Raw genomic sequence first — 23,521 nt, forward strand, 5'->3', positions numbered from 1 at the left:
GTATGAGGCCTGGTCGGCAGTTATACGCGGATCGAATCGATGGAATGGGAATTTTTCAATGTATCCGATCTTATACCGAGGGGTGAGCATCATCGCATCGAACATTCTTATTGTCGAGGATGATTTGGATATTCACGGCTTACTGGTCAACTGCTTACGCACGGAAGGCTATAATACAACCTCCGCTTATACAGGGGAGGAAGCCATGGGCTTTATCAAGCAAATGTCTTTCCAACTTCTGATATTGGATCTGATGTTGCCTGAGATTGACGGTTACGAGGTGCTCCGCCGCGTCCGAGAAACCCATAACATTCCCGTGCTGATCTTGTCCGCCAAAGGGCAAGAGGTGGATAAAATCATCGGTCTCGGACTCGGAGCGGACGATTATTTGACGAAGCCATTCGGCCTTGGTGAATTGTCCGCCAGAGTCAAGGCGATGCTTCGGCGCTACTTTTACTTCAATAACCATTTGAACAACCATTCTCCAACCGTGCTGATCCATGGCGAATTGGCGATCGACCTGCATTCCTATGAAGTCACTTCCCTTACCGGCAAAATGACGCTGACTGCCAAAGAGTTTGATATTTTAAAATTGTTTCTGAGCTATCCCACCCGGGTATTCACGAAATCTCAAATTTTTCAGGCTGTCTGGAATGAAGAAACGATCTCCGACGAGAATACCGTCATGGTTCACATCAGACGGCTGCGTACCAAAATCGAGCCGGATCCGTCAAACCCGATCTATATCCAAACGGTGTGGGGAATCGGGTACAAGCTGGGGGAGGCCACGGGTTGATGCCGACGTACATCTCGATTTCCGTCATCCTGCTAATCTTAAGCAGCTTGCTTGGTTATCGCCTCTGGCACATGAAGCGGCAATTGGCACTTATGACCACGCGGGTTGAAGAGATTCGTGCGGGAGCCATCAACCAAAGAGTACGCCTCCCAAGCAGCAGTTCCGTTTTGGTCGGACTCGGAGGAAGCATAAACCGGCTCATAGACGATTTGCAGCAAAACATGGAGAAGCTTAATCTGCTGGAATCCGAACGAAAGAAGATGATTACCCACCTATCCCATGATCTGCGCACGCCGTTGACAGCGATTATGGGTTATGTGGAAGTCATGCAACGTGACCAGACCTTGACGGATGACATTCGGCAGCAGTACTTCCGGATCATAGCCGCCAAGGGAAACAAGCTGGATGCATTGGTCAGGGACTTTTTCGAGCTGTCCAAATTAGAAGCGGAAGAAGGCGCGCCGGAGTCGGAAAAATTAAATATCGTCGAGAAAATACAGGAGTCGGTCCTCTCTTTCTACCAACAGTTCCAACTCGCGGGGATCACGCCGCAACTGGAATTCCCGGAGCGGCACGTTTATGTTTGGGGAAACAGGCAGAGTATCGAACGAATCATGAACAATCTGCTGAGCAATGCGCTTCGTTACGGTGCGAATGGTGAGACGATCGGCATTCGGGTGCGGGAAGCGGAAGCACGGGTGCGGGTCGATGTATGGGATTGCGGCCAAGGGATTTCGGAGACCGACTTGCCCCATGTCTTCGAGCGCCTCTACACCGGCAAAGCTTCCCGCAACGCGAGCCAGCAAGGCAATGGACTAGGTCTAACGATTGTTAAGAAGTTGGTCGAGGAGCAGCGCGGCGAGATTCAAGCTAGCAGCATTCCGAATGAGCGGACCGTGTTCTCCTTCTACCTGCCTCGGGCAACTTAAGAAACATGTAAGAAATAGTTCAATCCGATGTAAATCCGCTATCGTATAATCAATCCAACCCATGCGAATGGTTACGAAGCTAGCTTCGCAAAACTCTAAGGAGGTTGGAAACGAGTGGAATATATCTTGAAAACAAGCGGCCTTACCAAGAAGTATAAGACGCATACGGCCGTTGACGGGATCGGCCTTTCTCTAAAAAAAGGCGAAATCTACGGATTCCTCGGGCAGAATGGAGCCGGTAAAACGACGACGATCCGCATGATCATGGGCTTGATCAAGCCCACGTCCGGACGGATCGAATTGTTCGGGAAGGACGCGGAAACAAGCCGCAAATCCGCTTTCGAACGCATCGGTTCCATGATCGAAATCCCCGGTTTTTACACGAATTTGACAGCTGTCGAGAATTTGGACATTCACCGGCGGATGATGGGGATGGGGAACAAGGAGAGCATGGAGGAATCGCTGGAGCAAGCCGGTTTGCTGGATGCCCGCAACAAAAGAGTGAAAAATTTCTCACTGGGAATGAAGCAGCGTCTTGGCATCGCCCGGGCCTTGCTCCACCATCCGGAATTGCTTATTCTTGACGAACCGACAAACGGACTGGACCCGGCTGGAATCAAGGAAGTGCGCCAGTTAATTATTGACTTGGCCTCCAAGCGGAATATCGCCGTGCTCGTATCAAGCCATATCTTAAGCGAGGTCCAGCAGATGGCGACGAAGCTGGGCATCGTGCATCGCGGAAGGCTGGTTGAGGAGATCGAGCAGCAGGATCTGCAGATGAAAAACAGGCATTGCGTCGAATTTAAAGTGAGCAACGAGCGCGAGGCGGTCATGCTGCTAGAACAAAAAATGGACATTCGCGATTATTCCGTTCCCGAATTGGGGGTTATACGGGTGTTCGAGCAGTTGTCGGAGTCGGCTACCATCAATCGAATGCTGGTTGAGAACCGGATCGAGGTTGCGGAAATCACGATGATGCGCGAAACCTTGGAAGATTACTTCCTAAGCTTGACGGGGGGCGAACTCGGTGCTTAACGTTTTCTATGCCGAGATATTGAAATTAAAACGCACCCAGCTCCTGTGGCTGACGCTCTTCGGAGGCATGCTGCCGGCCGTTTTATCGATATTCGGACAATCAAGGAACTTGAATTGGAACGAGCTTTTGATCAACAATTCTCTTTTCCTCAATATCATGATCGCACCGATGCTGCTTTCGCTGCTCGCAGGCTTTGTTGTCGTTCGGGAATACGGCGATAATACGATCAACCAGCTTTTCGTATACCCGCATCATCGTGTGAAGATCCTGATCGGCAAGATGATCATCATTCTATTCTTATCGACGGCAATCTTTGCGTTGAATTATGCTTTGACCTTGGCTGCCGGCAGCATCATGAGCGAACAATCGGTTTCGGAAGAGTTATTCTGGAAGTTCACCCGCGCACACGCATGGATGTTGGCGTTCCAAGCGCTGCTTATCCCGGTTACGATGACGGTAGGGATCATAGGCAAAAGCTTCATTCCGCCGATTGTACTGGGAATCGTCGCCGTTCTCATCAATATGTTGGGAATGCAGGGGGTTGAAGACCATATTGCCGGGCGCGTTACCTTTGTCAGCTATATCCCTTTCGGCTCCATGATCGTACACTTACTGGATATAATGAAAGCGAATGTCCCCGATGAAATATACCGCATCCATGCACTCTATCCTCAGGCAGCCGTCTTCTTGTTGTTTTTTCTCTTCAATGTATTCTACTACACGAAATCCGAGGTCCATAGCGGCTCTTGAACGTATTGGATCAGGTGTAGGTAAAAAGGAGCGGCAGATGAATCGTTCAGCACGCCCTAACTAGAACGAAACCGGCGAGGCGAAGACCCGAACTTCCGCTTGAACGCCCGCTCGAAATGCGGCATCGAACGAAAGCCGGAAGCGTAGCAAATTTCCGTTACGGACAGCCCCGTACCGCGCAGCATCGACATCGCGAACAGCAGGCGCCGCTCCTGAAGATACGATTGATACGTCGTTCCGGTCGCCTTCTTGAAGCATTCGCTATAATAATTGGCCGATAGACCGGCTTGGGCGGCTACGCCCGCAAGCGTCAAATGCTCGCGGAAATGATGCTCGATATGGATGATGCTGTCCCGTACGATCGCCTGAAGCGGCGACGCCTCGCCGGGAGCCATGTCTGGCGCCTGCGGCCGAGCGACATCGAGGCGGCGCTGCCGCGCCAAGTCGATCGCCAGCCGTTCGAAGCAACCCTGGACGATTAGCTCGCTCCCGATATCGCGGGTTGTTGCCTCCTCGTCCATCCGCTCGAACGTCTCTTCCCACGACGCCGCCTCCCGCTCGCCGAAATCGCATAGCTGCGGTCCCGGTCTATCGAATACGATGCCCCGCATCGGTTCGCGCACGAATCGGTCCGTGAAGATGAAGTCGAACAACCGGATCGTCTCGCCTTCGTACGGGACGATCTCGTGGAAGTCCGCGGGCGTGAGCAGGAAAGCGGAGCCGCGGCGCAGCTCCGCCCGGACTCCGTTCACCCGTTGATAACCTCTTCCCGACACGACGAACGCCATCTCGAAAAAATCGTGCCAATGAGCCCCGACCTTGACGTCGATCTCATGCCGAAACAGCCGGAACGACTCGGAGGAAGCCAAGTAATAGGCGCCGAGCAGCCTCTCGGGAGTGCTCGTATGCTCATCGTTCTTACCCACGGTCTTCCTCCTCGAGCGCTCCGTCTTCTATCTCCGATTATACGTTAACGAACGGGCTGCCGGCGATGTCCTTGCCTCTAGCGAGCCATACTTTATGCCCCGGGTTTTTGTCCGCGTACACCTTCGCCTCGGTCGAGAAGTATCTCATCGTGTAACCGCAGCGCCGGTTCGGACTCTTGTTCGCCGTCGCCCCGTGAATGATGCGGGAGTCGTGCAGCGAGCACTCGCCAGGTTCGAGCTCGAAATAGACCGCCTTCGATTCGTCGATGCTCTTGATCTCGGTCCCGAAGATGTTCTCGTTGCCGTCGACTTCTTCGTACTCCGAGAATCCGTTGCCGTGCGTGCCCGGAATGACGCGCATGCAGCCGTTCTCCTTGTTGCTGCGGTCGATCGCGAGCCAGACGGTGACGATCCCGTCGAAGTTGCTCAGCCGGCCGTTCCAGTACGCCGAATCTTCGTGCCACGGCGTCTGCTTGCCGATGATCGGCTCTTTGCAGATGAAGTGGCTGGACCATAGGCCGATATTCGGTCCGATGAACGGCTCTACCAGATCCAGCACTTCGTCACTCAGCAGAAACTTCAACAGTCGCTCGTCCCGGAAGTGCGGGGTATCCAGCTCGCTGTTGAGTTTTCTTCCGACCAGCTCCCATTGCTCCTCGAATATCGACGTCAGTTCGGCTTGCTTCTCTGCCGAGAACAGCGGTTTCTTGTGCAGCCAATAGCCGTTCTTCTCGTAAAAAGCGACTTCCTCTTGCGACGGTTTGCTTGCGATCATGGCGCATCCTCCTCATGGTTACGATCGTGGTTCGATCTGAATTCATTGTAGGAGAAACACGTCCGATAGCGCTCCGCATATTGTTCGCAAAAGTATGCTTATCTTCGGGTGTTTGCGGCTTCTTGCGCTTACGTTACACCAACGTCCGGAGAGACTCCGGGTTGAATGCCTTCAGTTCGTCTATGCGTCCGTCGCGGACTTTCGCCGCCCATTCCGGATCGTTCAAGAGCGATCTCCCGATCGCCACGAGATCGAATTCTCCCTGCTCCAAGCGACGAACGAGCTCGCCGAGATCGGCCACGCCGGCGCTCTGGCCGCGGAACGAGCCGAGGAATTCGTCGTCGAGTCCGACGGAGCCGACCGTAATCGTCGGTTTGCCCGTCAGCTTCTTGACCCAGCCCGCGAAGTTCAAGCTCGAGCCTTCGAACTCCGGTTCCCAGAACCGGCGCGTCGAGCAGTGGAAGACGTCGACTCCCGCTTCGACGAGCGGCGCGAGCAGCTTGCCTAGCTCTTCGGGAGAATGGGCCAGCTTCGCATCGTATTGCGCGGACTTCCACTGCGACATCCGCAGGATGATCGGGAAGTCCGGGCCGACCGCCGCGCGGCAAGCCGCGACGATCTCGGCGGCGAACGTCGTCCGGGCGATCGGATCTCCGCCGTATCGGTCGGTCCGCTTGTTCGTCCTCTCCCACAGGAATTGATCGATTAGATAGCCGTGCGCGCCGTGAAGCTCGATACCGTCGAAGCCGATTCTCTTCGCGTCCGCCGCCGCTTGGGCGAACGCTCGAACGATGGATTCGATCTCCTCGATCGTCATCGGTTCTCCGGCGGGCTCTCCGTTCAGATTAAGACCGGAAGGACCGATCGAAGGGGCGTCGGGGTAAGGTAACGAACCGGGCTTGCGCGCCATGCCGACGTGCCATAGCTGCGGTACGATGCGTCCACCGGCTTCGTGCACTTCTTGCACGACTCTGGCCCAACCCGCCAGCGCTGCATCGCCGTGAAAGTTCGGAATTCTGTCGTTCTCTCCCGCCGCGGGGTGATTAATCAACGTCCCTTCGGTGACGATCAAGCCGACGCCGTTCTCCGCGCGACGACGATAGTAGGCCGCGACGTTCGGTCCCGGAACCCCGCCCGGGGAGAAGGCCCGCGTCATCGGCGCCATCAAGATGCGGTTAGCTAACTGAAGCTTACCTATGGTAAAAGGTTCGAAAAGAGCGGCGACGGATTGTGCTTGCTTCGTTTCCTGCGGGTTGCTCATCCTTGTTCCTCCTCAGGTCAATCCGAGCCGGGAACTCACAGCTCGGATTGAACGTTCTCCTTGAATTGTCGTATTCCTTGCTCGTCGCGCCGATAATACGTCCATTGGCCGTATCGCTTGGATTCGAGCAAGCCGGTCTTCTGTAGCTTGACCAAATAACCGGAGATCACCGATTGGGCGAGCCCGGCCTTCTCCGCGATCGAGCCGACGCACACGCCGCCCTCGAAGCCGCAGCCAGCGGGCAAGTGGCTCTGGGGACCGAAATGCCGTTCAGGCTCTTTCAGCCACTCCAGGATGTTATACCGCGTCTCGTTAGACAAAGCTTTGATAATCGATAAAGTGTCCATAACGCTATTATATCTATTTTTATAGAAATGTATATATCTGAATGCAGACCTATCAGTAACGATACGAAAGGCCACCCCCATCGGGATGGCCTTCAAGCAAAGGGCAACGAGAGTCAATCATCACCCCATTTATTCCGCGACATTCGATGTGAACCGATGATGTCCCGAGCCGACGGTATATCTCGTATAGGTCCGTCCATGCTGACCCGATGGCACATAGACGTTCGCCGTCGCGTTCGCGGGAATCGCAATACGTAAGTCGAGCTCGGTGCCCTTCCTTTGCCAACTTACCGACACCATGCCTCTAACCGTACGAACCTGTGCGCTTGCATGCGCGAGGTCGCGAGGAATATAAGGCTTGACGGTGATCTCGTCGTAGCCCGGCTTCGCGGGCGATATGCCGGCCAGATGCTTGTACAACCAGGCATCGAGCCCGCCGATCAGAAACGCGTGGTTGTTGGACGACCGATCGTCCGCGAAGCTCTCCATCGCCGTCGTGGCCCCGTAGGCTTCGATCCAATAGCCCCAGCAGCCTTGATTCGTATTGGTGGCGAGCTCGTAGGCGACGTCGTTCCTGCCGTTGTCCGCCAGCGCTGCCAGAATCGCCTCGGCACCCAAGCAACCGACCGTCATCGTCTGCCTGGCCCGAATGTCGGCGACCAGGTGATTCAGCACGCCTTCCCGGGCGGAATCCGGTACGATCTCGAGGTACAAGGCGAGCGCGTTCGCCGTCTGCGAATTGTTGTCGTAGTATCCGCCGGCGTTCAGATAAGCGGCATTGATGCCGCTTCTGACATGGCTGGCCCTCGCCGATAACGCAACCGCGTCGTCGCGATAGCCCAGCGCTTCCGCGATTCTCGACAGAAGAACCAAGCATCTGTAATAGTAGGCCGATGCCAGGTAAGGCTTCGCGATATCCTTCGATTGACCGAACCAATCTCCGAACAGGACGCTGTTCTGCAGCAGGCCATCGCGATCCACACGCGTCGCGTAGACGTCCAGGCATCGCTTAATCATGGCATAATGCTTCTTCAGAAACGCCTTGTCGCCGTAAGCCATGTAATAGTCCCAAGGAATGAACGCGACGGCGGCAACCCAAGGCATGTCGAGGGCGTATTCATGGCCTTCGCTCGGGCATATGAGCGGAACGATGCCGTTATCCAACTGGCCGTCGGAAATGTCGTTGAACCATTTGTCATAGAAGGCAGCCATGTCGAAGTTCAGAAGATCCGCTTCGGAATGGCAATGGGCATCCCCTAGCCAACCCTGCCTTTCCCGGGTCGGGCAGTCCATCGGGACGGATACGAGATTCGAGCGGAAAGACCATACCGCGCTGCGGTGCAGCCGATTGAGCAGCTCGCTCCCGCATGCGAAACTCGATTCGTTCAAGATATCGTTGTGCACGACTTTGGCGACGACTCGGCCTGCGGTCAGCTCTCCCGGATAACCGGATATCTCTACGTACCGGAAGCCGTGGCAGGAAAATCTCGGCTGGTACGTTTCTTCCCCCGCGCCTCGCACGATATATTCGTCATAATGCGGCTGCGGCTCCGCCAACCAGCCGGCCTCGATGCTTCCCGTATCGATCGTGCCGTCCGGCCGAATGCGTTCGGCATAACGGAGGGTGACCAGGGTTCCCGAAGGACCGCTGACTGCCAGACTTAGGGTGCCGAACAGATTCTGGCCGAAATCGACGAGGAAAGTGTCCTTAGCGCCGCGTGTAACGGATACCGGCTTAATCTCCTCGGAACAATCGATAGGCTGCAATTGCGCGGTCAGCAGAAGCGGGCCGCTGTCTGGAATCGTCCCTCCCCAGGCTGAATCGTCATACCCCGGCAAATCCCATCCCACGGGCTCGAGCCTGGCATCGTAAGTTTCGCCCTTTCCCTCCGAGATGCTGCCTCCGGCATGTCGCAAAGCCGTATAAGGTCCCTTCTTCAGACGCCTCCACGTGCGGTCGCCGACGATAAGATCGGAGGTGCCGTCGTCATAACGAATGTCGAGACGGAAGATAACCTTTCTCGTGTGCATGATGCCTACGGCGTTGGCTCCGCCGCGGAGCAGACTCGTCACGTCATGCGCGCGGTACAATCCCCTTCTGAAATGCGTCTGTCCGGGGCTGAGCAAGTCTTCGCCCACCTTAACGCCGTTGATGCGCAGCTCGTACGCGTTCGCCTTGCTGCCGGTTGCGCCGATATACGCTCTCGCTGTCTCGACGCGCGCGTCCTTCTTCAGCTCGAAGGCGTTGCGTTCATAATAGACGGCTGTCGGACTGTTGGGGTATTCGGCATTCAACCAACCGCACCCCCAGTCCTCGAAAGCGAACATGCCGGTTTCGAAGCAGGCGGCTTCGCTCCACGGGGACGGATCGCCATGCCGGTCCCATAGCCGGACCTTCCACCAATAGCGGGTCGTCGACTTCAACGCCGAGCCGCCGTAGCTAACGGCATTTTGTTCGCTCGATTCGACTTTGCCGCTATCCCATAGATCGCCGATGTCGTCGTCGATAGAGAAGGGACGGGAGGCGACGATGATTCGATAGGCTCGCTGCGCATAATCCGAACCGTCGTACGCCGTTTCCCAGCTTAATCTGGGTTTCGGTTCGTCTATTCCGAGCGGTGCCGTCCGGTATTCGCATCGCAGGTTTATCGGTATGCCCGGAACGGTCGCCGAATTCGTATGCTGCATGAGTTAACCCCTTTTCTGCTATAATGATAGGCCTTGAGCCGACCCTACAGGGCTTCGATGAAAGTCTCCTCGTCGATGACGGAGCGATAGGCGTAGATAAACACGCCTGCGGACCATGCCTGATACGCCATGCCGGACGGCATGCCGCTCCTGCCGTTCAGCCATTCGTTGAATTCCCACTCGAATCGTTTGCCGATGCTGTTCGCTCTCGCCAGATTGGCCAGCTCCGTCTTGGCGAAGTCCTTCCTGCCCGCTTTCATGAGCGCCGCGACGTAGAATCCGCCGATGAAAGGCCAGATTCCTCCGTTGTGATACTGATACTGCAGGTTAAGATGAGCGTTCCTGTAGTACTCCCGCCAGTCCTTGTCGCCCGGCATGATCGGCGGATAGTTGGCCATGATGGGATAAGGCTTGTTCATGCCCGTCTGCACGAAGTAGTCGATGATGGCGTTCGTCTTGGGCTCGTCGGCGACGCCGAACAGGATGGCCAGGCTATTGCCGAGCGCGTCGCAGTGGTAGCCGAAGTCCCTGAACGAGGCATAGGGCAAATAAAACTTGCCGAACCAGTACAACTCGGTGCTCATCCGGATAATCCGCAGCCACTCTTGACTGTAGCCTCGCTCGTTGACGATTCTCGTCTTCTCTTCGACGTCTCCCGGCCAGAGCAGCAGATTCAGCTTGAATTTCACGTCCTCGGCAAGGTCGCGATACTCCGCCCCGCTCTCTCCGCATAGCTCCGCGAGCTTGGCGTATTCGATCAGCGCTTTGTAATAGAGCACGTTGTCGTACAGGATGTTGCCTCTGTTCGCGTACAAGTCCCCCCAATCCGCCGCTTCCTGGACTTCGAGCAAGCCGCAATTGTTGCTGTCCTGATATTCGAGCCATAGCATCGCTTTCTTAATCGAAGCCCAGTGGCTTATTAGGAACGGCAAGTCCTTGTAGCGTGAATAATAGACGCTCTGTCCGATGATGTACCACGGATTGCTGTCGACGGCGCCTTGGTTCGGTTCGGTTGCCGGACGGTCGACGTCGACGGACAGAGGGATCATGCCGAGCCTCGTTTGATATTTCGATAGCGTTTCGAGCGTGACGCGGAAGGCGTCCCGGAACGTCCGGTTCTCGACGAAGGAAGCGCCTAAGAACGTAATGATGCTGTCTCTCGCGAACACTTGGTTGTACCCTTCGGATAAGGCGGACGCCTTGGCTCCGATCTCGTGCATGCACCGCTCTACGACCAGCACGGATTTGCGGTAGGCTTCGTCAAGCAAGTTCATCGGCGTCGTACTCCTCTCTATTCGGTGTGTAGGGTCGAATCGGCATCCGTTACCTGCCTACCCGATGCAGGGCCGGAAGGACCAACTGCGGGTAATAGATGCCGTGACGCTCCGCGAACTCGACGACCGCGATTCCGGTATGCTCGAAGGCGAAGCTGCCTACCGGGAAGGGCCGGACGCCGAGCAAGAAACCGAGCAGCACGCCGAGGGAGCCGCCGTGGGCGAAAACGACCGCCGAGAGCGAACGTGCATGCGCTTCGGGAACGAAGCCTCCCATCCGGCTGTGCCAACCGATCGTGCTTAATTCCTTCAGGAACGGGGGGATAATTCTCGCGCACATGTCGAAGTACCCTTCGCCCATCTCGGTTTTCCATGTATCCTCCGCATAGGCGTCCCCCGCTTGACGCTGCATCGCCTCGAAGGCCGTGCTCGGCATCTTATCGAGCTCCCGGTTCGGCAACCACTCGTGCAGGAACGGCAAGATTCGAATGTCCGGTTCTCTGCCGGCCAAGACGATTTCCGCGGTTTGCAAGGCCCTGCCATAGGGCGAAGAGAATGCATGATCGTAGGTTTCGTCTTGCAGCGCTTCCGCCGTCTCCTTCGCCTGCCTAACGCCGCAATCTTCCGATAAGCAGCCGGATACCGGCCGTTCGGGACATGCGAAGGGATCGCCCGCCATATGTCCGTGCCTGATCAATGTAAGTCGCATCGTTTGTCTCCTTTGCTCATGAATGAAGGCAATGAATGAAGGTTGTCGTCTCCACCCATTGCCTTCGTTAGCGGAAGCCGGCTCGGTTATTGGCCCGATAGTTGCTTCACGTACTGCCGGTGCATCTTGGTCATATACTCTTCGACTTCGACGGCGCCCGCGGCATCAAGCTCTTTGACGTAGTTGTCGAATGCGGTCGCGGACTCGGCCTCCGTCTTGGCCAGGATGACGGAGTATGCATTCTCGTACAGCCGCTTATCGACCGCTTGCTGTTTGGCCAACGTGTCCGTATCCGCGCCGGCCATCAGGTCTCCGAGCGTCGTCGCATCGTACCAGTAAGGGCTGAGCTCCTTGTCTCTCTGCTGCGCTCTCGTGTCGTTCGTCACGATCGGATCGTCCTTCAGAATCCAGTACGTGCCCCAGCTGGTTTTGCCCATGTCGGAGCCTACCAGCCTCGAATAATAGCCCATGCCGGTTTCTTTCTCGATGTTCACTTGCTTCTCGCCCGCCAGCCAGCGGTCCAGATAAGATTGGACGAGCGTCGGTTTGCCGTCTACCATATCCCACTGAATGCCCTGCGGACCGTTCATCGCCAGGAAGTTGCCTTCCTCCGTCGCCAAGTAGTTCAGCAATTTCATGGCCGCTTCCGGATTTTTGGCTTTGTCGGTGATGATCAAAGCTCCGATACCCTTCTTGCTGACGGAGTATACGGCCGGCTTGTCGCCGTTCGGGAATTTGAATACGAAGTTTTGGAAGTACATTTTGTCGGCGTTCGGGAGATTCGCGTCGGTGTACGTCTTGAGTACGTCGTACGTCTGGTTCCAACCGCCGATGTGCGCCGCGACTCTAGCCGGGTAGAGCTTGGATTTCTGCCAGGTCGCGTAATCCTGCGTGAACGCTTCGGGATCGATCAGTCCTTCGCGGTACAGCTTGTTGTAGAATTGAAGAACATCTTTGCCCCAAGGCGCTTTGGGCCATAGCTTGATGGAATCGTCCGCGCCGACGTAGACTTTGGAGTCCGCGGGAGAACCGGCCATCGCGATCATGCCGAAGTATGGCGATCCCCAGTTGCGGTTGAAGCCGCTCAGCGGATACATCGTTTGCCCGTCTGCCGTCTTCGGATATTTCTCCTTCACTTGCTTCAAGTAGGCGTACACGTCTTCCGACGTTTCCAGCTTCGGCGACCCGAGCGCTTCGTAGATATCCGTCCTCACCTGCAGGCTGTAGCCGTATCCCGGCGGCGTGGCGCCTTCCGGCAAATAGCCGTTGGTCAGATGATAGATGTTGCCGTCGCTTTGCTTCAGCATGTTCAGGGCGGAGCCGTATTTCTTCTTCAAATCCGGGCCGTATTGATCGATCAGGTCGTTGAGCGGAATGGCGATCTTGTCCGCGATAACCCGGGTCGGATCCGACAGCATGATGAGGTCCGGATATTCGCCGCTCGCGAGCATCACGTTCAGCTTGTCTTTGCCGACGCCAGAGAAGACGTCCCATTGCAGCTTGATGTTAAGCTTCTCTTCCAGCTTCTTCGCGATGGGGTTGTTCTCCCAGAACGGATCTCCCGTCGGGAAGTTCGGCGTTCCTCCGCCGGAGTTCACGATCGTCAGCACGACCGGCTCTTCCTTCGTCTCGCTCGCTTGGTTGCCGGCTGGGCTGCTGCCGGGACTGCTCGTGCCGCTCGGGCTGCTCGATTCCGTTGCGTTATTGCCGCCTCCGTTGTTGGCGCATGCCCCCAGCATGGCGACGCAGATTGCCGCTATCGCCATCATCCTTGCCAATCTCGAATACCTTCTCATTTCGTTCGACTCTCCCTCTCGACGTTTATTTATGAATAGTAGGCTTTCGATGAATCCGAAAGTCCTATCATCCTTTCACGGCGCCTACCGTAAGTCCGCCTACGAAATACTTTTGCAAGAATGGATAGACCATGACGATAGGAACGGTCGTGATGGTTATGGTCGCCATCTTGATGACTTCCGGCGTAAGGATGGAGCCGGATTGCTCCAACCTGGCCGCCTGCAAGGGGTCGGTAGATTGAATTTGCGTTTCCATCAAGATTTTGACGAGCAAGCCCTGCAACGTCGAGAGATCCACGGAACCCGACGTGTACATATAGGTATCGAACCAAGTCGTCCACTGCGCGACGCCGATCATCAGCGCGATCGTGGCCAGTACGGGCGTCGACATCGGCAGAATGATGCTGCGCAGCGTCCTTAATTCGGAAGCCCCGTCGATTCTGGCCGATTCTGCCAGAGAAGGCGGCAAATCCTCGAAGAACTGTCGCATGACCATGACGTTCCAGACGCCGACCGCTCCCGGGATGATGTAGACAAGGAAGTGATTGTACAGATTCAGGTCCCTGATCAACATGAACTCCGGAATAAGTCCTCCCGAGAAGTACATCGTGATGATGAAGAAGAACAAGATGCCTCGTCTGTAAATCAGCTCTCGGTTGGAGAGCAAGTAGGCGAGTATAGCCGTGCATAGGATGCCTACGAACGTGCCGATTAGCGTTCTTGCGATGCTGATATAAGTAGAGTGCAGCAGGCTGCTCTCGTTGAAAATGGCGCGATACGCTTCGATCGAAAATTTCCGCGGCCAGAAGTAGATGCTGCCTCTCATGGCGTCTCTGCCTTCGTTGAAGGAAACGACGAGAATGTTCCAGAACGGAAAAACCGTTAGAAATCCGATCATAAGCAGGATGAAGCCGTTGATTGCATAGAACAATCGTTCTCCAGGTGTCGCTCTCATTCAGGTTCCCCCATTGCTTCTAGACAGCCCTAGAATATGCCCGTCTTCAAATATCTTCTGCAAAAGGCATTGCAGAGCACGATCAGAGTCAAGCCCACGACGCTTTTGAACAGACCGACCGCCGCTCCGTAGGAGTAAGCCGCTTGCTGCAGACCGTACTTCAACACGTAGGTGTCGAGCACCTCGGAATGCTGCATGTTCATCGGATTCTGGAGGAACAGCTGCTGGTCCAGGCCGGCGTTCAGAATATAACCCAAGCCGAAGGTGAAGAGCAGGATGATCGTCGGCAGGATCGTCGGCAGCGTGATGCTGAAGATCTGCCTGAACTTGCCCGCGCCGTCCATCATGGCGGACTCGTACATCTGCTTGTCGATCGAAGCGATCGCCGCGATGTAGATAATCGAGTTCCAGCCGATGTTCTTCCATACGTTGAGGCTCGTGATCATCGGCCAGAAGTGATCCGCGCTTCCGAGGAAGTTGATCGGTTCGTCGATCACGTTCAACCGAAGCAACAAGGAATTCAACGGCGCAAGCTCGTCGATGGAGAAGATCGTCATCGCCATCCCCGCCACGACGACCCACGAGATGAAGTGCGGCAAGTAGGAGACGGTCTGGATCACTTTCTTGTATACCGCGTTCCTCACTTCGCAGATCATGATCGCGAACGCGATCGCCGCCAGCGTGGAGAACACCAAGCCTAACGAGCTGATGACCACCGTATTGCGCAAGACGTAGGAGAAGTCGGGACTTTCGAAGAACGTCTTGAAATACTTGAGGCCGACCCATTCCCCCCCGAACGGCGTTCGATAGGAAAATTCTCTGAAAGCGAGCAGCGAGCCGTACATCGGTCCGTATTTGAAAATCGCCATGTACGCGATAAAGGGGACCAGTAAGAGAAGATGCACTTTTTGTCTTTTTATTTTGCTAAGGACGTTCAACGAATTCCTCCCCTATCCCGGCCGTATCCCGGCGTTGGCAATCGCTTGCCGGTTTTCCTATCTCAATTATGGTGGGGCGGCGCATGGAGTTCAATTTAAGGATCTATCGAATGCCATTGCGATCCGTATTCGTTTTGTATGGAAGAATCCATAGATACAAACAGAATCTATAGAAATCGAACGATTGGATAAACAGACTGCCCCGGCACGGTTGTAATCGTGCCGGGGCAGTCTGTCGGAGGCGTTATGCCGATTGCGGCCGAGGATCGACGGAGAACTGGATTTCGACGACCGTTCCCGGGTTGCCGGCGCATACTTGGATGCTCGCGTTGCCATAGAATAGCCTGAGACGCATGAACGTGTTCGTGACGCCGTATCCGACTCTGTTGTCCGGCGCCTCTCCCCGGTTCAGCTTCTCGATATAGTCGATGAAGCTCTCTTTGACCCCCATGCCGTCGTCGCTGATCGTAATCGCGAACCGATCCTCCGTTTTGCGAATATCGACGACGATATGAATGATCTTTCCGTGGATGCGGCCGTGGACGATGCTGTTTTCGACGAACGGCTGAATCGTCATTTTACTGATCGGCAGCTCCTCGAACGCGGGGTCCATTCGCACGTCCAGCCGGATCTGATCGCTGTGGCACAGGTTCTGCAGGGCGACGTAATACTCGATCAGCTTAATCTCGGACTTGATCGGGATGATGTCCCTGCCTTGGCTGAGCACGATCTTATAGAAATCGCTTAACAGGTCGATGATCGTGACGATTTTCGTCTCGTTTTTGCCGTAGGCGATCCATCGGACGGCCGACAAGAGGTTATACAAGAAATGCGGGTTCATCTGCATTTGCAAATATTTGATTTCGCTTTCTACCTTTTGGCGTTCCGTCTTCGTAATGTCTTCGGTCAGTCCCTCGATCCGGAGCGCCATGCTGCACAACGTTCGATCGAGCGCGGCCACCTCGCGGATCCGGTTCGTGCCCGGCAACAGATGCCGTTGCCCCTTCTCGATGGCTTTGATTTTGTTCACGAGCTTCTCGATGCTCTGGGAGAAGCGCTTGGAGAACAGAATCGCCAGAGCGACGCCGATCAAGATGAAGAAGCACGTGCACAGCAATACATAGTTGCCGATGGATCGTTTTTCCTCCTCCAGCTCGTAAGCGTTATAGAGAATGACCGAAGTTAACGCGTTATTGACGTTACCGTGATACGAGTAGTAGAAATCTTGACCCTGCCGGATCTTCGCGAACGTTTCGGCGCTCTGCGCACTGTTCTCCACGTCGTCCAGCATTTGTTTGCCGATCCATGCCTCCGGATTCGAGCGGAAGATGATATCCCCTTCGCTCAGCAGATAGATCAGATACTTCGCATCGCCGTCCGCTTTATACAGACTGCTAAGTTTGTCTTGATTGAGTTCGATGGCCAGCACGCCGCCCGGCAGGTTGATGTTGATATACTTCAGCAGCATGATTTTCGTCCCCGTGCCGTCCTCGTCGAACGTGACCCATACGTCTTTGCCGCGGGCCTCGATCGCCTTCTTCATCAGATCCTGCCTGCCGAAGCTCTCGATGCTCTTAATGTTTTTGCCGTCCGTGATCAGATCCGGGTCCATTTTATAGATGGCGATGCTTTTCATATCGTTGTTCGTCGAGACATAGTTTTCGAAGAGGTTGTTAATGTCCATGAATTGCTGGAAAAGCGCGTAGTCGACGCCGCCGGATCTTTTGCCTAAGAACAGGCGGGATATCGTACTGTCCGAATAGATGTTTCTGGCGGTCAGTTCGCAGTTTTTCATGATGTTCTCGATGCCGTTCAGCGTCTGGGACGTGGCATACCGCATGAATTCTTCGTTCTGGCTGTTCAGCGTCCGGTTCAATCTGCCGGTAATAATCGAACTGATCGTCACGCAGCAGACGAGGACGATCACGATGTTAACGGCAAGCATAATATGGAAAAATTTAAAGTCTCTTCTTCTAAAAGCGAGTGCCATTTCCGCTCCTCACCTTCTACGATCGTCCGTACCCCGTACGTTATATATGCTTGTTCCTGTATTCTCCGGGCGTCATTTGAACGTAATTTTTGAAGACGATGTTGAAATACGTGCTGTTCTCGTACCCGACTTTCTCGCCTATCTCATGGATTTTAAAGCGGGTTTCCTTGAGCAGCTCCTTGGCCTTCCCAATCCGCAGCCTTGTCAAATACTCCTGAATGCTGATCTCCATCTTCTCCTTGAACAAGATCCGGAGGTAGTTGGGGCTCAGATAGACCCGGTCCGAGAGATATGTCAGCGTAATCGGCTCCCGGTATTCATGATTCAGAATGCGTAAAATTTCTTGGATAATATAATCGTCTTTGTTGAGCCGTTTTCTGCCCATGTACGAGGATACGGAAACTAATATTTTACTCGTGTAGACGATCATATCCGGAATCGTTTTGGCGCTCACGATCGTTCTATAAATGTCGATTTCGTTCTCGGCGATTTTCTCGAAGCTTTCCTCCATCCCTGCCATTCGCTTGGACAGATTGGACAGCAAATAAATAAACAAGCTTTGAACGTGGTCGATATGTTTGTTGGGTTCGGCGAGCATGACTTGCACGAGGCGGTTGATGTCCTCCTCGTTGCTGTCTCCTTCGCATACCCGGTCGATCATTTGCGAGATGGCCGCTTTCGGTTGAAGAGGCTCCGATTCCGGCGCGGCGGCGATCGCCTCCTTGACCTCCGCGTAGCATACGATTCGCCCGTAGCCCAGTTCGACTTTTTTCCTCGCCGCCGTCCTGGACTGTTTATAAGCGCGGTTGAGCTCGTCCAGATTGGCGAACGGGTCGCTGACGCCGATAATGTATTTATAGCTGTTTTCCATGGACAAGCTTTCGATTTCGCTCTCGATTTCTTTGATCATGCCGTTGCTTTCTTCGTCTCCCTTGACCAAGGTGTGAAGCAACGCGAGGATGCCTTTGCCCGACTTCTTCAGAAATATCGCGTTCTTAAAGCCGCCGTTGCTCTCGAGCCTGTAGAGAATGACGTTGAGAATGTTCGCGTTCTCGAATATATCCGCATCCTCGCCGAAGTCGAACTCGATCAGGGCAAGCTTATACATGCCGATCATTCTCAGCTTTAAATCGTTCGCCTGCGCGTACAAGGACCGCGAATCGCCGGCGCTTCCGTCCGATACGATCAACTCTTCCAAGAATCGGGATTGCAGGTAACGAAGGTTGTTGTTGAATTGCTCGATCATCTTGTTGTTCTCGACGTGCGAGAGCTTCTCGTCGACCAGAATCGAAGTCGTCTTTTTGATCAGCGCGATCAATTCTTCCTGCTTCAGCGGCTTGATCAGATAGCTGTAAGCCCTGACCTCCATCGCTTCCTGAATGAGACTGATGTCCTCGTGGCCGCTGGAGAAGATGATTTTGGCTTGCGGGTTGAATCGAACGATCTGCTTGGCCATCTCGATCCCGCTCATGCCGGGCATTTTGACGTCGCTGATAATGATATCGGGCATGAGCGCGCGCGCTTTCTCCAGTCCGTCCAGCCCGTTGAACGCGGTCTCCACCTGGCGGATGCCGAGGATGTCCCAATTCATGTAGTTGTGCAAGGCATTCCGTTCAAAGTCGTTATCTTCGACGATCAGCAGTTTGATCATTGGCGGCGATTCCCTCTCCTCGAAGTTCGATCGTTATGCCACTACTATAACATTAAAAATAAATCCGAAGATCGGGGTTACGCAATACCTCTCTTATTCGCTTCAATTCGAAAGCGGATGCCGGCACCTCTCCGGGAACATAACGGCGGTCCCGATTGAAATCGCCGAAATACAAGCTTTTGAAGATCGCCTGCAGCTCGTCCAACTCGAACAGCTTGACGGTTCGAACGACGCCGTCGACCTCGATATGCACCGCGTCCGACACGTAGATAGAGCAACGGAATCGCTCCGAGAACGGCAGCTTCGCCGGATGATCGCCGATCCGGAACGTTCCCTCCGCCGGCTCTCCGTCCTTGAACGCCCGCACCGTTACATTCGACTTGAAATCCTTGTTCTCGAACGGCTTGTTCCGGATATATACGGGATTCGTAATCGCGACGTTCCCTGCGCCGTCATAGCACTTGGCGATCACGAAGCTGTCCCGGTCGACGCTCAGCGCTTCGGTCCACTCGAAGCTGGCGCCGTCCGTTCGGCATTCCCTCCAGACCTCTCCGTTCACGATCAGTTGAATCGAGCTTAACGGAGCTTCGCTGCAGCCGATGGCTTCGACGCGAAGCCGGAACGATTCGTTGTCCGCATAATTCAGCACCGTTCCCGGCCGATGACCGTTCACGGACAACCGAAGTATCGGCCCGGTCGTGACGACGTTTCTGCCTGCTTTGACCGCCGTGCACAATGCGTCGATGCTGAAGTCGTCCGCATACGAATAAGTCTTGAATTGAAGTTGCTTCCGCGAGAGGGAGTCGAACGTAAGATCCATCTCAGCTACGCCCGGCATGAAGTATCCTTCATTCAACACCTCGTACCATAACCTCTGATAATGGACGTGATCGCCGTCGTACCCCATGATGACCATGGCGTCGATCGATCGCGCCAAGATGTCGAACCCTAACGTCGTCGCGATGTTCGTGATGAATTCGCCCTTGTGATCCCACCAACTCGTCGGATGGGCGGCGACCGCGACCGAGTTGCTTCCTCTTTCGTTGGCGAGCGCTTCATACGGATAAGGGAGTTCGTAATTCGGCTCCTCCCCGATCTTGGTGAACAGCCAAGGATCCCAAGCCCGGTCGTAATAGCGGCTGAACGGGGGCTTCTGCTCGTAATTCATGAGGAACATGTGACCGTAACGGCATTTCACGATTTCGTTGCCGATATCCATGATCAATTCGTCGTCGTTCACGGCTTCGATAATGTCGCGATATTGGATGCGATAGGGCATAGACTCGTCGACCGGTCGCGCGCGAATATCCTCCTGCAGCGTCTCGGCGTCGTAAGGCGACCCGGCAAAAAAGAAATGGAAACCTTCGCCCTTCATGACTGCCGAGGCGTTGATAAGGTTTCCCGTGTTCGTGCGTTCGTTCCTCGCGACATGAGAGTGCGCGTCGAAGGCGAACAATCCGAATGCTCGCGGATCGACGATTTCCTTCAGGAGGATGTCTATCCGAGTATTGTCGTTATCGATAATTACCGTTTCCTGCGCCGGTACGAATAACTTCCCTTTCCCGCATTCGACCGCATAGACGCCGGCCTCGACTTCGAACTCCTGCCAGCCGTTGCCGTACGCGGCGGCTATCCTATGCCGGTCCGCGACAGGATCGCCTTCGCTCGGCAGCTTATACAATTCGATTCTGCAAAATAACGGCTTCCCGCGTTCGTCGCAAGCCCTCACCGTCAACTTCATCTTCATTCCCCCGCATTTTCAAGGATATAGCTCCATTATATAAACCCGAAAAATGCGCCAACCATACAAAAATCCATCGAAAGGCATTGCGATCGTTCACACTTTTTCGAGTTCAAATAGATAAATAAGAAAACGATCGATACATTTCAATCCCGCATCGCACGGGATTCCCCCCTTCACCGTTCAGGAATCCGTCACTCCTTCCGATTACCATCGCTTATAATGAGGACGACTATCGGTACAGTAGAGAGGAGCAAGACGATTATGAACCCGCATTCGCCTTATCGCGTTACGATCGACGGCGCGGAGGCAACCGTCCATACCGTTCAAGACGCAAGCTACGTGCTCTTGTCGTCCGACAAGATCATGCAGGTGGAAGTAGCGACGACGATTCCGTTCCGGACCGTGAAGGTTAGACCGCTAAGCGTCGGAATCGCGCCGGTCGTCGAAGGAAACCGTATCCGGTTCGAGGTAAAGGCGCCCGCCAAGCTGAGCATAGAGCTGGACGGCTCGTTGCGCTCTCCGCTGTTCCTGCTGGCGAACCCGCCGGAGACCTTCCGTCCCTCTCCCGACGACGTCGGCGTCCGTTATTACGCGAAGAGAGACGAACCTTACGATGCCGGCGAGATCGTGCTCGGCAGCGGCGAAACCTTATATATCGAGGAAGGAGCCCGCGTATACGGCCGCGTGTCCGCCTATCGCGCCGACGACGTCAAGGTTGCCGGCAGAGGCATTCTGGACGGTTCCTTGTGGAGGCTGGAAGGGGCGAAGCCCTATAGCGAGCGGACGCAGCGCATCCGGTTCATCGAATGCAGCCGAGTCTCCATCGAAGGCATTACGGTCGTAGACGGCGAGAACTGGCACATCGTTCCCATTGCCTGCAACGAAGTCCGCATCTCGGACGTCAACGTCATTACGTTCGAAGGAACCGGAGACGGCATCGACGTCGTCGGCTGCAAGGACGTCCGCATCGAAGGCTGCTTCATCCGGTCGAACGACGACTGCATCGCCGTCAAGGGGAACGATTACTTCCATCCGTCCGGCTGCGCCGACGTGGAGCGGGTGCGCGTCGAACGATGCGTGCTTTGGAATGCCCCATGGGGCAACGCGATCGAGATCGGCTACGAGACGAGATGCGAGCATATTCGCGACATCGTCTTCGAGGACATCGATATCATCCATTGCGAATTCGAGGGTTGGCAATCCGGAGGAACGTTCACGATTCATAACGGCGACCGCGCTACGGTCAGCGACGTGTTCTATCGCCGTATACGGGTGGAGGATTCCCGGGAGAAGCTGGTCGATATCAAGATCCAGCATTCCGTCTATTCCAAGGACGAGCGGCGAGGGCTGGTGATCAACATTCGATTCGAAGACATCGACGTCGTCGACGGGCCGTTCCCGGTATCGATCATCCGCGGATTCGACGGCGATCATCTGATCGAGAACGTAGCGTTCGAGCGGCTGACCGTGCACGGCGAACCGATCTTGAGCGCCAATCAGGCGCGCATGGTCGTCGAATTGGCCAAGAACGTCTCCTTCTCGTAGATTAGGGCGAGGATGTTCTCGCAAAGCGCCGGCGAATCGACGGATCGTTAACCGAACTCTTTTTTCCAAACGGCGTATCGCGTATCATTACAATAGAAGCGATAGTAACGATAGCGATTCGCCCTTGGGAGGAACGGTCATGGACTCAACGATCTTGCACTTCATCTCTCCGCCGATACCCTATTTCGTTGACTGCGGTCATGCCCATTACGGAGTCGGGGATGCTCATATCGAACGGAATTGCATCAACGTATTCGATCTGATCGTCGTCCGCAGAGGAGTTCTCGCGATCGGCGAGAACGGTCGGTCGTGGGAGATCAAGGAGGGAGAAGGATTCATCTTGCTCCCGAACGGCCACCATTACGGCAGCGCTCCCTGCGATACGGATACCGATATTATATGGATTCATTTTCAAACCTTCGGAAGCTGGCAGATGTGCGGCGATATGAAGGAATGCATGGGGAATCAGTTGGCATTGATCGAGGAACACAAGAAGCTTGCGTATCTTAACCACGCCGACGTCAGTCCGATTTTCATCCCGAAACACATGAAGCTCTCCTCGAAAGCGCTGGAGCTTCTGGAGACATTCTTCCAACAGGAACACGAGCCTTTATCGATTCGCAACTGGAAGCGGCAAGCGACGTTCCAATCGTTCCTTCAGCTCATGGATCGCGATTTCGCATCGCCCTTGAGCGACACCGCGATGAACCTCGCGGATCGGATCGAAATGTTCATTCGTCAGAACTATGCCGGCGAGATCACGAATTCGGTGCTGCAGAAGCAACTGAACTTTCACCCTAATTATTTGGCCAAGGCGATGCTTAAGGTATACGGAATGACCCCCATGGCCTATCTTCAATATTATCGCCTCGAGCAATCCAAACGGCTGCTTCTGCAAACGTCCTGGTCGGTGGCCCGGATCTCCGAAGAGGTGGGCTTCCAACATCTCTCCTACTATTCCTCCGCTTTCTCCAAGAAAGAAGGACTCTCCCCCCTCGGCTTTCGCCGTAAATTCGCCAAGAAGCGCTAAGCGCGGGCAACCGGATCAAGTTCTTGTCTTCCAAGACAATGATTTGGTCCTTTTTTTAACTATTTCACACTACCTTATTAGCGACTATGTGTGATAATCCTTAAAAATGAAAGTGTTTTCATAACCAAGAAGGAATCTCGAAAATTATCGCGAATTTGAGAATTGTGTTGAATATTGCAGGCTCAATATTCTATTGTTGGGGGGGCGGATCCGTTGAATAACAGGCTAAAAAAGGCGTTTGCGAGCAACAGACCGACACGGTCGGAAACCAAGAATTTCTCTACCGAGACGACGGGCTTTACCCGATTTAACCCGATGCGTTCCGTCGGCATGAAGCTGTTTCTTTTTCTATTTTTGAGCATCGTCGGATTCGTATTAATC

The 23,521-nt window shown here is 54.6% G+C and carries 19 protein-coding genes; 6 read left to right on the forward strand and 13 right to left on the reverse strand.

Going from position 1 to position 23,521, the window contains the following annotated elements; all coding sequences use genetic code 11:
- The first annotated feature begins 58 nt into the window (after positions 1 to 58).
- The 4 genes from ACFQZG_RS16085 (at position 59) to ACFQZG_RS16100 (ending at position 3,511) form a co-directional block, all read left to right on the forward strand.
- The gene (locus ACFQZG_RS16085; protein WP_378154257.1) at positions 59 to 796 is read left to right on the forward strand and encodes a response regulator transcription factor; all 738 of its coding nucleotides are present in this window, start codon (positions 59 to 61) and stop codon (positions 794 to 796) included.
- Entirely contained in the window at positions 796 to 1,725 is a 930-nt protein-coding gene (locus tag ACFQZG_RS16090; RefSeq protein WP_378154259.1) for a sensor histidine kinase, read from the forward strand. Before ACFQZG_RS16085 ends, ACFQZG_RS16090 begins: the two co-directional genes overlap by 1 nt.
- Positions 1,726 to 1,839: 114 nt before the next feature.
- Positions 1,840 to 2,760 carry an ABC transporter ATP-binding protein gene (locus ACFQZG_RS16095; RefSeq protein WP_378154261.1) on the forward strand — a complete coding sequence of 307 codons (921 nt, stop codon included), beginning with the start codon at positions 1,840 to 1,842 and terminating at the stop codon, positions 2,758 to 2,760.
- Positions 2,753 to 3,511 carry an ABC transporter permease gene (locus ACFQZG_RS16100; RefSeq protein WP_378154263.1) on the forward strand — a complete coding sequence of 253 codons (759 nt, stop codon included), beginning with the start codon at positions 2,753 to 2,755 and terminating at the stop codon, positions 3,509 to 3,511. Before ACFQZG_RS16095 ends, ACFQZG_RS16100 begins: the two co-directional genes overlap by 8 nt.
- A gap of 56 nt (positions 3,512 to 3,567) precedes the next feature.
- On the opposite strand, the gene ACFQZG_RS16105 is transcribed toward ACFQZG_RS16100, so the two are convergent.
- From ACFQZG_RS16105 to ACFQZG_RS16165, 13 genes are all read right to left on the reverse strand, one after another.
- Positions 3,568 to 4,437, reverse strand: a complete 870-nt coding sequence (locus ACFQZG_RS16105; protein ID WP_378154264.1) for an AraC family transcriptional regulator — start codon at positions 4,435 to 4,437, stop codon at positions 3,568 to 3,570.
- 37 nt (positions 4,438 to 4,474) lie between these two features.
- Positions 4,475 to 5,212: a phytanoyl-CoA dioxygenase family protein gene (locus tag ACFQZG_RS16110; RefSeq protein ID WP_378154266.1), complete on the reverse strand. Its 738-nt coding sequence runs from the start codon at positions 5,210 to 5,212 to the stop codon at positions 4,475 to 4,477.
- 133 nt (positions 5,213 to 5,345) lie between these two features.
- Positions 5,346 to 6,473, reverse strand: coding sequence for an NADH:flavin oxidoreductase (locus ACFQZG_RS16115; protein WP_378154267.1), 1,128 nt, complete (start codon positions 6,471 to 6,473; stop codon positions 5,346 to 5,348).
- Between the two features lie 35 nt (positions 6,474 to 6,508).
- Positions 6,509 to 6,820: an ArsR/SmtB family transcription factor gene (locus ACFQZG_RS16120; RefSeq protein ID WP_378154268.1), complete on the reverse strand. Its 312-nt coding sequence runs from the start codon at positions 6,818 to 6,820 to the stop codon at positions 6,509 to 6,511.
- A 129-nt stretch (positions 6,821 to 6,949) separates the two neighbouring features.
- Positions 6,950 to 9,508 (reverse strand): family 78 glycoside hydrolase catalytic domain, encoded by a 2,559-nt coding sequence (locus tag ACFQZG_RS16125; protein WP_378154270.1) that lies wholly within the window; start codon positions 9,506 to 9,508, stop codon positions 6,950 to 6,952.
- A 44-nt stretch (positions 9,509 to 9,552) separates the two neighbouring features.
- Positions 9,553 to 10,782, reverse strand: coding sequence for an amylo-alpha-1,6-glucosidase (locus tag ACFQZG_RS16130; protein WP_378154272.1), 1,230 nt, complete (start codon positions 10,780 to 10,782; stop codon positions 9,553 to 9,555).
- A 49-nt stretch (positions 10,783 to 10,831) separates the two neighbouring features.
- The gene (locus ACFQZG_RS16135) at positions 10,832 to 11,491 is read right to left on the reverse strand and encodes a histidine phosphatase family protein (RefSeq protein ID WP_378154274.1); all 660 of its coding nucleotides are present in this window, start codon (positions 11,489 to 11,491) and stop codon (positions 10,832 to 10,834) included.
- 86 nt (positions 11,492 to 11,577) lie between these two features.
- The gene (locus ACFQZG_RS16140; RefSeq protein ID WP_378154275.1) at positions 11,578 to 13,287 is read right to left on the reverse strand and encodes a type 2 periplasmic-binding domain-containing protein; all 1,710 of its coding nucleotides are present in this window, start codon (positions 13,285 to 13,287) and stop codon (positions 11,578 to 11,580) included.
- A gap of 67 nt (positions 13,288 to 13,354) precedes the next feature.
- Entirely contained in the window at positions 13,355 to 14,242 is an 888-nt protein-coding gene (locus tag ACFQZG_RS16145) for a carbohydrate ABC transporter permease (RefSeq protein ID WP_378154277.1), read from the reverse strand.
- Positions 14,243 to 14,271: 29 nt separating this feature from the next.
- Positions 14,272 to 15,180 (reverse strand): ABC transporter permease, encoded by a 909-nt coding sequence (locus ACFQZG_RS16150; RefSeq protein ID WP_378154278.1) that lies wholly within the window; start codon positions 15,178 to 15,180, stop codon positions 14,272 to 14,274.
- 244 nt (positions 15,181 to 15,424) lie between these two features.
- A complete protein-coding gene (locus ACFQZG_RS16155) occupies positions 15,425 to 17,170 on the reverse strand; it encodes a sensor histidine kinase (RefSeq protein ID WP_378154280.1) in 1,746 nt (581 codons plus the stop codon).
- A 40-nt stretch (positions 17,171 to 17,210) separates the two neighbouring features.
- Positions 17,211 to 18,821, reverse strand: a complete 1,611-nt coding sequence (locus tag ACFQZG_RS16160; protein WP_378154282.1) for a response regulator — start codon at positions 18,819 to 18,821, stop codon at positions 17,211 to 17,213.
- Positions 18,822 to 18,873: 52 nt separating this feature from the next.
- A complete protein-coding gene (locus tag ACFQZG_RS16165) occupies positions 18,874 to 20,562 on the reverse strand; it encodes a CehA/McbA family metallohydrolase (RefSeq protein WP_378154284.1) in 1,689 nt (562 codons plus the stop codon).
- 264 nt (positions 20,563 to 20,826) lie between these two features.
- On the opposite strand from ACFQZG_RS16165, the gene ACFQZG_RS16170 reads away from it, so the two are divergent.
- The gene (locus ACFQZG_RS16170; protein ID WP_378154286.1) at positions 20,827 to 22,110 is read left to right on the forward strand and encodes a glycosyl hydrolase family 28 protein; all 1,284 of its coding nucleotides are present in this window, start codon (positions 20,827 to 20,829) and stop codon (positions 22,108 to 22,110) included.
- 139 nt (positions 22,111 to 22,249) lie between these two features.
- Positions 22,250 to 23,140 (forward strand): AraC family transcriptional regulator, encoded by an 891-nt coding sequence (locus ACFQZG_RS16175; protein WP_378154288.1) that lies wholly within the window; start codon positions 22,250 to 22,252, stop codon positions 23,138 to 23,140.
- The last annotated feature ends 381 nt before the right edge of the window (positions 23,141 to 23,521 follow it).

Source organism: Cohnella sp. GCM10027633 (genome assembly GCF_042675445.1).
Lineage (GTDB): Bacteria > Bacillota > Bacilli > Paenibacillales > Paenibacillaceae > Cohnella.